The sequence below is a fragment of the Allobosea sp. genome (assembly GCF_048595345.1).
In the GTDB taxonomy this organism is placed as follows: Bacteria; Pseudomonadota; Alphaproteobacteria; order Rhizobiales; family Beijerinckiaceae; genus Allobosea.
The window spans coordinates 15904-27258 of sequence record NZ_JBMDWH010000061.1; the positions used below are offsets into that span (position 1 = coordinate 15904).

The window sequence follows — 11355 nt, forward strand, 5'->3', positions numbered from 1 at the left end:
TCGGCAGCCGCTCAGCCCGGGCCGGAATTGGGATCCTCGCCGCGGGCCTTGGCCCGCAGGACGAATTGCAGGTTGCGGACATAGACGAAGACGCCGAACCCCTGCCCCAGGATGAAGACCGGATCGCGGCGATAGAGCGCGTACATCAGCAGAAGGGCGCCCCCGCCGATCGAAAACCACCAGAAGGTCATCGGCACGACGGAGCGCTTGGCCTTCTCGCTCGCCCACCACTGCACCACGAAACGCATGGTGAAGAGGCCCTGCGCGACGACCCCGAGCAGGACCCACCAATCGAGATTGTTCACGAAGACATCGTGGAAATAATCGCCGATCCGGTGCTGAAGATCGATCAGCATCAGCGCGCCTCCCCCGCTTGGGCGGGCGCCACGATCTGCGGCACGCGCTTGCGCCGCCGGATCAGCCACCAGACGCCGACCAGATCGAGAATGCCGACCCACAGCCGGTCGAAGAAGCCGTAGTTCGAGACGCCGGTGAGCCGCGGCCGGTCGCGCACGTCGAACAGCAGCACCTTATAGCCCTCGCGCGCCACCAGCGCCGGCATGAAGCGGTGCAGCGCGTCGAAATAGGGCAAAGACAGATAGGCCTCGCGGCGGAAGCATTTCAGCCCGCAGCCGGTGTCGCGCGTCGCGTCGCGCAGCACCCGGCCGCGCACGCCATTGGCGATCTTCGACTGCCAGCGCTTGAAACCGGTATCCTTGCGCCCGACGCGCTGGCCCTGCACCAGCCCGGCCTCCGGGCCGCCCTCCTGCAGCGTCGCGAGCATCTGCGGCAGGAACGCCGGGTCGTTCTGCCCGTCTCCGTCCAGGGTCGCGACGATGGCGGCGCGGGCATGGCGCACGCCGCTGCGCACCGCCGCGCTCTGCCCGCAGGATTGCGCATGCGTCACCACCCGCAGCCAGGGCTTTTCCCCTGCGATCCGCGCCAGAGCCGCCGCCGTGCCGTCCGTGGAGCCGTCATCGACATAGACGACCTCGAACGGGCCGATGCTGGCGCAGGCGGCTTCGATATCGGCGATCAGCGGCGCGATGTTGCCCTGCTCGTTGCGCACGGGGACGACGACGCTCAACAGCGGAAGGACGGGAGGGATCTCGGTCAAAATGGCTTCATCCAAACAAACGGCTCGTCGTCCGGGCAGGCACCCCGATGGGAGGATCGCTCCCGGCGAACGAACCGAGCGGCCCCTCCTCTAGAGCATCGAACGGAAAAGTGGGATCCACTTTTCCGAAAAATCTGACGCCCCAGCGATATCCGGGAACATCGTGACCGCGTCCGTTCGGACGCCCGATGCGCTAAGCCCGGTGCGGCGCCCCGGGAACCTCTTCCGGGCCAGCCTCAGCTCTGCGTCTTGGCCCAGACCTCGATGGAGAGCAGCTTGCCGCCGTTCAGGTTGAAGCCTTTGATCGTCGTCACCAGCCGCGGCTTGCCCGGCAGGGCGGCGAGAGCCTTGCCGAAATCCTCACCGAAGCGCGCCTCGACGAAAGCGATCCGGCATCCCGGTTGATTGAGGAAATTCGCCGCCTCGGCCCCGCTCGACGCCATGGCGAGATCGGTCCCGGTCAGGAAAACCAGGCTGGGCTCGCGATAGCCGAGCGTCATCACCGCAGGATCGGGGCAGCCGACCGCGCGGACGGCCTCGGCCAGCCGCGGCGAGGTCTTGAAGGAGCGCAGGCTCTCGATCGCGAAAGGATAGACCGCCGCCGTCAGCAACAGGCTGGCCAGGACGCAGCGCCACAGCGCGCCTTCGAGATCCAGCCGCCGGAACGCCATCACCACCGCGATGCAGGCGGCCAGAGCCAGCACGAAGAGCGGCAGCGCGAGCCAGGGCAGCGTCTGGTCAAGCCGCCAGTTGCCGAACAGGATCGCGCCGATCAATGCGAGCGGCACCAGCACCACGAGGCTCGCGGTCGCGACCGCCCCGCGCCGATGCCGGTCGATGCCGCCATTGATCAGGGCCAGCAGCAACAAGGCGGTGATCGCCGGGTAAAGCGGCAGCACATAATGCGGCAGCTTCGTCGGCACCGCCTCGAAGACCAGCCAGGACGGGATGATCCAGGCCAGCAGAAACGTGATCTGCGGCTCCTTGCGACGAACCCAGGCGAAGGGGATCGCCATCGCCGCGAAGGCGGCGGCCGGCCAATAGGTGGCGAAGAAGAACAGCAGATAGAGCCCCGGCGGCCCCCAATGCTTCTCCTGCCCCTCGGCCACCTTGCCGAGCATGTCCTGGCCGACGCTGTCGGCGAAGAACTGGCCCTGCGTCTTCAGCATGATCGCGGCGAACCAGGGCAGCACCACGATCAGGCACAGCAGCAGCCCCTTGCCGAAGCGCAGCGGCCTGAGCCAGCGGAAGCTGCGCTCCCGCGCGCTCAGCACCAGGATGGCGAGGCCCCAGACCATCGGCACGATCGGGCCCTTGATCAGCAGCCCGAGCGCGGTCGCCCCCCAGAACACGAGCCAGTTGCGCCGCCCCGGCACGAAGGCGAGCGAGCGCGTCCAGTCCAGCCAGACCCGCGCCAGCGCGCCCATGCTCGCCACCGCGCAGGCGGCCAGCACGGCATCGGTCTTGGCGATGCGCGCCTCCACTCCGAGCAGAACCGCGCTCGCCATCAGCGCCGCGCCCAGCAGCGCATAGCGCCGCGCCAGAAAGGCGAGCAGCGCCCAATAGGTCAGCAAAACCGTGGCGATCGCGCCGATCAGCGAAGGAATGCGATAGAGCCAGATCTGCGTGCGCGCCTGCGGCACGCCCAGCGCCTCGCCGGCGCTCACCGCCATCGCCTGCAGCCAGTAGATGCCGACGGGCTTCTTGTGCCGCGCCTCGCTTTGGAAGCGGATATCGACGAAATCGCGCGTCTCCAACATCTGCTTGGTCGCCTGCGCGAAGCGCGGCTCGTCGCGATCCAGCGGCTGTAGCGTGGAGAATCCGGGCAGAAAGGCCGCCAGCGAGAGCAGGAGCAGGAAGACGCAGGCGCGCAGATGGCTGCGGGTCAGCCCCTCACCGAGCCGATCGATCGCGGGAGAAAGCGACACCATCATCCATCCTTGCGGCGCCGGCCGGCATCTTCGACAGCGGCCAGCGCGGCCTCATTGCGAACACAGCGACGATGCGCGCTGCCCCGATGGACTGCTTTTCCGGCACGATCAAGGCGTGGGAAAAGAAGAGTGGCGAGCCCGGCTGGATTCGAACCAGCGACCAGCAGCTTAGAAGGCTGCTGCTCTATCCATCTGAGCTACGGGCCCGAAACGGGTAAGGTCTCGGGTCTCGCCGGCCGTCAGTGCGTCCACTGGCCGACGCGGGAGTATTTGAAATTGTCGGAATAGGAGATCGAACGGCGCTTGGGATCATGCGGCTGCTCGACGCGATAGGGAATGCCGTTGCGGGTGGCATAGGCGACGGCGTCGGCCTCGCTGTCGAACCAGAGCTTGAGCTGACTCTTCATGTCCGAGGAGGAGGTCCAGCCCATCAGCGGCTCGATCTCGCGCGGCTTCTCGGGCTCGTATTCGAGCAGCCAGCGCTCGGTCTTGGCCGTGCCGGACTGCATGGCCGTGCGGGCGGGGCGATAGATGCGTGCGGTCATGGGTTCGCTCGGCCGTCACCAGAAAACGTCGCGACCCGGACCCCGGATCGCACCGGGCGCTTCGAATGGTCGGGGCACCAGGATTCGAACCTGGGACCCTCTGCTCCCAAAGCAGATGCGCTACCGGGCTGCGCTATACCCCGACGGCATCCGAAACGCAGCGGTTGGCTATCATGCCAGCCCCTTGCCCGGCAAGCGAAAGCCGGCGCGCTTCAATGCGCCGAGGAATGCGGCATCAGCCTGAGCGCGAGCGCGATGAGCAGGATGCAGCCCGGTAGGGCGAGGAAGCCGAAATCGGTCTTGGTGTCGAGCGTCGCCATATCGGTCGCGAAATCGACGATGAGGTAGACCAGCACCGCCTGGCAGAACGTGGTTTTCAACTCGGCGATGTCGCTGGGCTGCATCCAGCGCGGGAAACCAGCCGCGCGCTCGGGCACGACGAAGGAAACCAGCACTTTCGCGCCCATGACGATCAGGATGATGCCGAACAGGCACTCGTCGATCGATTTCATGATGAGCGAAACCGATTGCCCGCCCTCGTGAGCGACCAAGGCGCGGCTGGACGAGAGCACGTTGCCCGCCGCTTCCGCGAGGAGGATGCCGGCGCAGGCCAGCATGCCGAGGGCGGCGAGCGCGATCGCGCCCCTGAACACCAGATCGATCCCGCGCATGCCGCATCCCCACCCGTCGATTCGGCGATGATAGGGACTGCACGGCCCCTTCGCCAATCGCGTGCTCAGCGCTTGAACAGCGCGTGCTCCACCTTGTCGCCCGGTTTGATGCCGAGCTGGCGCGCGACCCCGCCGTTGAGCTCGAGCACCGACAGAACCGGCTCGCCCGAGGGAATCGTGCGGGTCGAGAGCGGCTCGGCGTTTTCCGCGATGCGGGCGACCGTGCCGTCCTTGCGGATGAACAGCATGTCGAGCGGGATATAGGTGTTCTGCATCCACATCGCGACGGGCTCGCTTGCGCCGAAATCGAAGAGCATGCCGCGATCCGGCGGCATGTAGCGGCGGAACATCAGGCCCTTGGCGCGCTGGTCGGGGGTTCGCATCACCTCGACCTGAAAGGCGTGGCGCGTGCCGCCGCTGACGATCGTCAGCGTCTCCAGCGGCGCTTCCTGCGTCGTGGGCTGGGCCTGGGCCCGGGCGCCGCCCGGAGCGAGAGCCATGAGCCCGAGGGCGAGCGCGACAGCGGCGGCGCGAAGCAGGGTCATCGCTGGAATCTCCGAGGCAAGGCCTGATGACGGCGCGATAGAGCATCGCACCGGAAAGGGAAATGCACTTTCCGGAAGGGCTGGCCCCTCGCCGGGCGACGACCTGATCAGCATCCGGCCAGCGCGGACGATGCCCTGGCAGCGCGCGATGGCGAATCTTCGGCAGAGGCCGGCTCCGGTCATGGCACGGTCAAGATTTCCGTCACGATCTCGCAGGCAATCGACCCAGGACCGTGGCCGAGGCTTTCTTTCCGCACGCGCTTGCGGCAGGTTCCCGCGGCACAGAACAGGAGATGTCCATGACCGCTGCGCTCTCGCGCCGATCATCCTCGCTCGCCGGCTCGGCCCTCGTCGCCCTGCTCTGGGCTTCGCTTCCGGCCGCGGCCGCCGATTTCCAGATCGACGATGTCCGTGTCGATCTCGGCCGGATGACGCTGCGCATTCCAAAGGTGACGGTCAAGGGCTCGAATCTGGAGAAGGACGCCTTCCTGGCTCTGTTCGCCTCCGGCAACGGCGAATCCGCCTCCGCCCGCGCCGCCAAGCTCACAGCCGCCGAAATCAGCGCGCCGGAGCTGATTCTGGACCAGGACCTGGGTGAGCAGAAGCAGAGCACGACCTATCGCGACCTGCGCCTCACCGACATTCGCGACGGCCGGATCGCGCATGGCGAATCGGCCGGCGGCGCGCTGACCGTGACCGGCGCGCCCACCGGCCCGATGAAAGGGACCCTGAAGCGGACCGCCTTCGACGGCTTCGACCTCAAGCAGACCGCACGCGTCCTGATGGAGAAGGCCGCACCGGGTCAGGAGGAGCCGTTCCTGCCGCTCTTCGCCCGCTTCGAGCAGGATGGCTATGCGCTCGATCTCGGCCAGGCCGGCACCATGTCGATCGGCCGGATGAGCGGCCGGAATTTCGCCGCCAGGGTCGGGCCGGAGCCGATGCTGGAGGTGATCGAACGCCTCGGCAAGGCTTCGGCCGACGTCGAAAAGAACAGCCAGACACCCGCGCCGGCCGACAAGGTCGCCAAGGATGCAGCGGACGAGGCCCAGAAGCGCCTCGCTCTCTCGGCCCTCGGCCTGCTGGACACGGTGCAATATGGCAGCGGCGAAGTGCGCGACATCGCCATGCGCATCGTCCCGCCGCCCAAGCCCGCCGCTGCCGGCCAGCCGGCCAAGGGCCAGCCCGAGCCGCCGGTGGACATGACGATCGCGCGCATGGCCTATGGCGAGGATGCGCCGGACAAGTCCGGCTTCGCGATGGAAGGCCTGCAATTCGCCAGCGGGCCGGTGAGGGGCCGCTTCGACCTCGTCAGCTATTCCGGCTTCTCTTTCACCGAGAGCTTCAAGGCGCTGCGCGCCGTCCTGGCCTCGTCGAACACGGATGTCGACACCCTCGATTTCCGCCAGTTCATTCCCAAGATCGGCACCGTGCGCCTGAGCGGGATGGCCGTCGACGCCCCCCCCATGATGCCCGGCAAGGACCCCATCAAGCTCTCACTCGGCACCTTCGAGCTGCGCGGCGGCGAGCAGCTCAACGGCGTGCCGACCAGCCTGGGCCTGACCATCGACCGGCTGGTCTCGCCGCTGGTCGAGAGCGAGGCCAACCCCGCGGTGAAGGACCTCATCGCCATGGGGATCACCGCGCTCGATCTTTCGGCCAAGCTCGATCTGGCCTGGGACGCGGCCAGGAACGAGCTCGGCATCAAGCCGCTCTCCTTCGGCGCGGAGAAGCTCGCGCGCATCGACGCCAACGCCACGCTCGGCAACGTCACCAAGGATCTGTTCTCGAGCGATCTCGCCCTCGCGCAGGTGGCGGCGCTCGGCGCCACCGCCCGCACGGTCGAGATCAAGCTGCAGAATTTCGGCCTGGTCGAAAAGCTGATCGAGAACGAGGCGCGCAAGTCCAAGCGCAAGGTCGAGGAGATCCGCCAGCAATATGCGATGATGGCCAGCATGGGCCTCGCCGCCATTCTGGGCCCGTCGGAAGGCGCAAAGACGCTCGCCAATGCGGTGTCCCGCTTCGTCGCCAAGCCCGGCACGCTGACGATCCAGGCCAGCGCCAAGGCCCCCACCGGCCTCGGCCTCGCCGATGTGCTGACGATCACCCAGCCGGCCGAGATCTTCGACAAGATCGATCTCAAGGCCGATGCGCAGTGACGATCAGGACGCCACCGCGGAGACCGACCGCGACTGGCGCCCCTCGGCCCTGCAGGGCTGGTGGGCGGGCCTGCCGCCCGTCCCCCGGGGTTGGCTGCGCAAGCGGCTGAACCGGGACAATCAGACCCGGCTCCATCTGGCGCATCTCGTAGCGCGGCGGCCGGGCCAGATGGTGATCGGCCCTTACACCTATGGCCGGCCGAAGGTGCGTTTCGCTGAAAGCGGGGCGGGCCTCGTCATCGGCCGCTATGGCTCGATCGCCGACGGCGTCGAGATCCTGCTCGGGGGCAACCATCGGCTCGACTGGGTGACGACCTACCCCTTTCCGGCCCTGCCGCGGCTCTGGCCGCAGGCGGCCGGGATCGGCGGGTTCGACGCCACGCGCGGCGATGTCGTGATCGGCCACGATGTCTGGCTGGGTTCGCAGGCCATGGTGATGTCGGGCGTCCGCATCGGCCATGGCGCTGTCGTGGCGGCCCGCGCCGTGGTTACGAAGGACGTGCCGCCCTATGCGGTGGTCGCCGGCAACCCGGCGCGGATCGTGAAGATGCGCTTCGACGAGGCGACCGTCGCGGCGCTGCTCGCCACAGGCTGGTGGAATCTCCCACGGCAGAGAATCGAGGCGCTGCTGCCGCTGCTGCTCAGCGAACGCATCGCGGATTTCGTCGGCGCCGTCAGCGAGCTCGGAGAAGCCGGCGCTTGAGCCCTAGCGCCGGTTTCTCGACGAGGAACCAGGACAGGGCGGCCACAGCCAGCGACAGCAGCAGCGAGGGCACGAGCAGCACGGTCGCTGCCATGGTCGGCATCAGCGCATGCAGAGCCTGCTGGATCGGCCAGCCATAGAGATAGACCCCGTAGGAGAGATCGGCCGCCGGTTCCTTCGCTCGGCCCGTCAGCGCCGGCGCCAGCGCGAGCACGAGCACGCCCCAGGCCGTGACCAGATACAGCGCCGCCTTGTAGAGCGGCGTGAAAGAGAGCGGCACCAGCGCGATCAGCGCCAGCCCCAGCAGCGGCAGCGAAAGCGGCACCTTGTCGCGATAGAGATAGATCAGGCCGCCGGCCGCGAAGATCAGCGGCAGGCGCAGGGCCGTCTCGACGCTCTTGGGCCCCTGCGGGGCGAGGATCTCGCGGGCGACCACCGCCAGCGCCAACCCCAGCACGACGAGCAGGACGAGCCGCGGTCTCAGAAGCAGCCCGGCGAGGCCGGCCACGAGCACACCGAGATAGCACAGCACCTCGTATTTCAGCGTCCAGACGGTTCCCATCGGGAACTGCAACGGGTTGGTCTCGAAAACGCCCGGCAGGGCCGCCGCGCTCTTGAAGCTGGTCAGCGTGCTCCCGATGAAGCGCCACAGCCGTGCATCGGAGAGATAGCTGCGCAGGTCGAGGCTCGTCATCGCCGCGCCCAGCACCAGCGCCACCAGCAGCGTCGCCGCGATGAGCCCTGGCGCGATCCGGAGCAGCCGCGCCACCAGGTAATCGCGCCAGCCGCGGCGCAGGAAGCTCATCGTGACGAGGAAGCCGGAGATGGCGAAGAAGCCGTTCACCGCATGCTCGCCGAGCGTGAAGCCGGTGGTCTGGAACCAGGGCTCCTGCTCGACCCGCCCATCCGTCACCGAGAAGGCGTGGGAGACCACGACGGCCAGCGCCATGACCAGCCGCAGCCAGCCGAAATTGTTGTGCGGGCTCGCCAGGGCCGGGTCCACGCGAGGAGCGGAGCCGATCACGGCGCCGTCTCCGCCGCGTCTTCGAGGCCTTCCTGCGCCAGCGCCGTCTCGCCGCGCGCCCAGGCCTGCGCCCCGGCGACGGACCCCAGATGGGCGAACATTTTTTCGCGCTTGAAGGCCAGGCCGTAGCCGAACGCCTTGGCCATGTTCAGCCAGACCACCGCCCGCCCCGGCTCGGGCAGCCCGTATTTGCGCGCGACGTAGCGCTCCGACCAGGCCAGATGCCAGCGCGCCCTGAAGCGCCGCAGCACCGACGGCGCCGAGGAACGCCCGCGTCCATGCCGCGCCTGCGCGGCATGGACATGCACCAGGCCGTGGCCGGCATCGCGCATCCGGCGGCACAGATCGTCGTCCTCGTAGAACAGGAAGATCGACGGGTCGAAGCCGCCCAGCGCGAGAAACACCTCCCGCTTCACCAGCAGGCAGGCGCCGGACAGGAAGGGCAGGCACGCATCGCCCTCCGGAATCGCCATGGCCCCGGCGCGGTTGAGATGCGGCGGCGAGAGCAGCGAGCGCGGCTGCAAAAAGATTCGGCCTGAGGGCTCGACGATGCGCGGCGCCAGCATGCCGGCCTCCGGATAGCGCTGCGCCGCCGCCAGCAACTCCCCCACCGCGCCCGGCGCGATTTCGAGATCGGGATTGACGATCAGGACGAAGGGCGTGTCGGCAGCGGCGATGCCGCAGTTGTTGGCGCGGCCATATCCCTGGTTCAGGACATTGGCGATGACCCGCGCACCCTTGGCCTGCGCGATGTCGCGGCTGTCATCGGTGCTCGCATTGTCGACGACGATGATGCGGACGCCCTCGCTTGCCAGCGCGTCGAGACAGGCGGGCAGGACCTCGGCGCTGTCGTGGGTCACGACGATGGCGGTGACGGTGTCGGCGATCATCGCCGCCTTCTGGCCATCCGCCGGGTCCGACGCAAGCGAATTTCGAACCGCAGCGGGTCAGGCGCACGCCCGCCGGCCCGCCCTCTCCCGCCGGCGGACGCTCAGCGGCGCGCCAAAGCCTTGAGCTCGCCCGCGACGCGCTGGCGCTCGGCCTCCTCGCAGGAATGCGGCGCCTTGTAGGACTTCACCGCATAACCGGCATTGGCGGCAAGGAAGGCCTGGCGCTGCTGCCGGTCGAGCCGCGCCAGCACGCGGGCCCGATCGACACGCAGGCCGCAATCATAGGCGCGCGACACGGTGGCGGCTGCGTGTTCGACCGTGCCGGGAACGGGCCCGCCCATCTGCAGGGTGCAGCCTGAGAGACCGAGTGCCGCAACGCCGGCGGCCAGGAGCGTCTTTCGAGCCATGGTTCCGGCGCAACCGCTCAGCGGGCCTCGAAATTCCCGGCCCGAATCTCCGCCATGCGGCGCTTCAGCGCCTCGCGCTCCTCGGCGGTGCAGGGCCTCGGCCTGACGCCCTGATTGACCATCTCCGCCTCGGAAACCCCGATATAGGCCGAGCGGGCGGCCGACAGCTGCTCGGGCGTCGCGCCGCGCGCCTTTTCGGAGTCGAGGAAGCGGTCCAGCGTCGTGCGCTGCGGCGCGCCGGCCTTGCAGGCGCTGGCCCGCGAGATCGTCGTGGCGAGCGTGGAGGCGCGCCCCGCGCTGTCGCCGGCGGAGACGCAGCCGCCGAGGGCGACGGCGCCGAGCAGGAGGCCGGCGAGCGGCAGAGCCCGCGCGATGGTCGAAGCCGCCATGGCGCTCAGCCGTTCTTATCGGGCGCGTTGATGCGCAGATGCGCCTCGCGCAGCTGCTTCGGCGAAGCCTCGGCGGGCGCGCCCATCAGGAGGTCGACGGCCTGCTGGTTCATCGGGAACAGAGCGACCTCGCGCAGATTGGTCGCGCCCGCCAGCAGCATGATGATGCGGTCGACGCCCGCCGCCATGCCGCCATGCGGCGGCGCGCCATACTGGAAGGCGCGATACATGCCGCCGAAGCGCTCGATCACAGTCTCCTCGCCATAGCCGGCGATCTCGAAGGCCTTTACCATCGCCTCCGGGCGGTGGTTGCGGATACCGCCGGAGGCGAGCTCATAGCCGTTGCAGGCGATGTCGTACTGGAAGGCCTTGAGCGAGAGCGGGTCCTGCGTCGTCAGCGCCTCCAGCCCGCCTTGCGGCATCGAGAAGGGATTGTGCGAGAAATCGACCTTCTTCTCGTCCTCATTGTACTCGAACATCGGGAAATCGACGATCCAGGCGAAGGCATAGGCGTTCTCGTCGATCAGCCCGAGCTCCTGGCCGACCTTGTTGCGGGCCGCGCCGGCGAACTTCACGAACTTGTCCGGATCGCCCGCCACGAAGAAGCAGGCATCGCCGCCCGTGAGACCCATCTGCGCGATGATCGCTGCGACACGCTCCGGCCCGATATTGTTGGCGATCGGCCCCTGCCCCTCGCCATCCTCCTTGACCATGAGATAGCCCAGGCCCGGCTGGCCCTCGCCCTGTGCCCAGCTGTTCATGCGGTCGCAGAAGGCTCTGCTGCCGCCCTTGGGCGCGGGGATCGCCCAAACGCGGTTCTTCTCGCCCTCGAGGATGCGCGCGAAGACCTTGAAGCCCGAGCCGCGGAAGGGCTCGGAAACGTCCTGCATGATCAGCGGGTTGCGCAGATCCGGCTTGTCGGAGCCGTACTTCGCCATCGCCTCGGCGTAAGGAATGCGCGGCCAGTTCTTGGTCAC

At 68.2% G+C, this 11355-nt stretch carries 13 protein-coding genes and 2 tRNA genes; 2 read left to right on the forward strand and 13 right to left on the reverse strand.

What is annotated here, in order from left to right:
- Positions 1-11 precede the first annotated feature (11 nt).
- From ACOJTB_RS06930 to ACOJTB_RS06965, 8 genes are all read right to left on the reverse strand, one after another.
- The gene (locus tag ACOJTB_RS06930; protein WP_420101794.1) at positions 12-356 is read right to left on the reverse strand and encodes a lipid-A-disaccharide synthase N-terminal domain-containing protein; all 345 of its coding nucleotides are present in this window, start codon (positions 354-356) and stop codon (positions 12-14) included.
- Entirely contained in the window at positions 356-1117 is a 762-nt protein-coding gene (locus tag ACOJTB_RS06935) for a glycosyltransferase family 2 protein (protein ID WP_420101795.1), read from the reverse strand. The genes ACOJTB_RS06930 and ACOJTB_RS06935 overlap by 1 nt, the downstream gene beginning before the upstream one ends.
- 236 nt (positions 1118-1353) lie before the next feature.
- On the reverse strand, positions 1354-3048 hold the full coding sequence (locus tag ACOJTB_RS06940) for an ArnT family glycosyltransferase (protein ID WP_420101796.1): 1695 nt from the start codon (positions 3046-3048) through the stop codon (positions 1354-1356).
- A gap of 130 nt (positions 3049-3178) precedes the next feature.
- Positions 3179-3255 (reverse strand) — tRNA-Arg (locus tag ACOJTB_RS06945).
- 32 nt (positions 3256-3287) lie between these two features.
- Positions 3288-3593, reverse strand: a complete 306-nt coding sequence (locus tag ACOJTB_RS06950; protein ID WP_420101797.1) for an ETC complex I subunit — start codon at positions 3591-3593, stop codon at positions 3288-3290.
- 66 nt (positions 3594-3659) lie between these two features.
- Positions 3660-3736, reverse strand: a tRNA-Pro gene (locus tag ACOJTB_RS06955).
- 69 nt (positions 3737-3805) lie between these two features.
- Positions 3806-4264, reverse strand: coding sequence for a YqhA family protein (locus ACOJTB_RS06960; protein WP_420101798.1), 459 nt, complete (start codon positions 4262-4264; stop codon positions 3806-3808).
- Between the two features lie 65 nt (positions 4265-4329).
- Entirely contained in the window at positions 4330-4809 is a 480-nt protein-coding gene (locus tag ACOJTB_RS06965; RefSeq protein ID WP_420101799.1) for a DUF192 domain-containing protein, read from the reverse strand.
- Between the two features lie 299 nt (positions 4810-5108).
- Here ACOJTB_RS06965 and ACOJTB_RS06970 point away from each other — a divergent pair, with 299 nt between their 5' ends.
- Both ACOJTB_RS06970 and ACOJTB_RS06975 read left to right on the forward strand, forming a co-directional pair.
- Positions 5109-6965 carry a hypothetical protein gene (locus ACOJTB_RS06970; RefSeq protein WP_420101800.1) on the forward strand — a complete coding sequence of 619 codons (1857 nt, stop codon included), beginning with the start codon at positions 5109-5111 and terminating at the stop codon, positions 6963-6965.
- Positions 6955-7668: a CatB-related O-acetyltransferase gene (locus tag ACOJTB_RS06975; RefSeq protein WP_420101801.1), complete on the forward strand. Its 714-nt coding sequence runs from the start codon at positions 6955-6957 to the stop codon at positions 7666-7668. The genes ACOJTB_RS06970 and ACOJTB_RS06975 overlap by 11 nt, the downstream gene beginning before the upstream one ends.
- Here the strand turns inward: ACOJTB_RS06975 and ACOJTB_RS06980 are convergent.
- The 5 genes from ACOJTB_RS06980 to ACOJTB_RS07000 form a co-directional block, all read right to left on the reverse strand.
- A complete protein-coding gene (locus ACOJTB_RS06980) occupies positions 7640-8692 on the reverse strand; it encodes an acyltransferase family protein (protein WP_420101802.1) in 1053 nt (350 codons plus the stop codon). The genes ACOJTB_RS06975 and ACOJTB_RS06980 overlap by 29 nt on opposite strands.
- A complete protein-coding gene (locus ACOJTB_RS06985) occupies positions 8689-9582 on the reverse strand; it encodes a glycosyltransferase family 2 protein (protein WP_420101803.1) in 894 nt (297 codons plus the stop codon). The genes ACOJTB_RS06980 and ACOJTB_RS06985 overlap by 4 nt, the downstream gene beginning before the upstream one ends.
- A 101-nt stretch (positions 9583-9683) precedes the next feature.
- Entirely contained in the window at positions 9684-9989 is a 306-nt protein-coding gene (locus tag ACOJTB_RS06990; protein WP_420101804.1) for a hypothetical protein, read from the reverse strand.
- Positions 9990-10006: 17 nt separating this feature from the next.
- A complete protein-coding gene (locus ACOJTB_RS06995; protein WP_420101805.1) occupies positions 10007-10378 on the reverse strand; it encodes a hypothetical protein in 372 nt (123 codons plus the stop codon).
- A 5-nt stretch (positions 10379-10383) separates the two neighbouring features.
- Positions 10384-11355 (reverse strand): amino acid--tRNA ligase-related protein (locus tag ACOJTB_RS07000; RefSeq protein ID WP_420101806.1); only part of this gene is annotated, 972 nt, incomplete at its 5' end.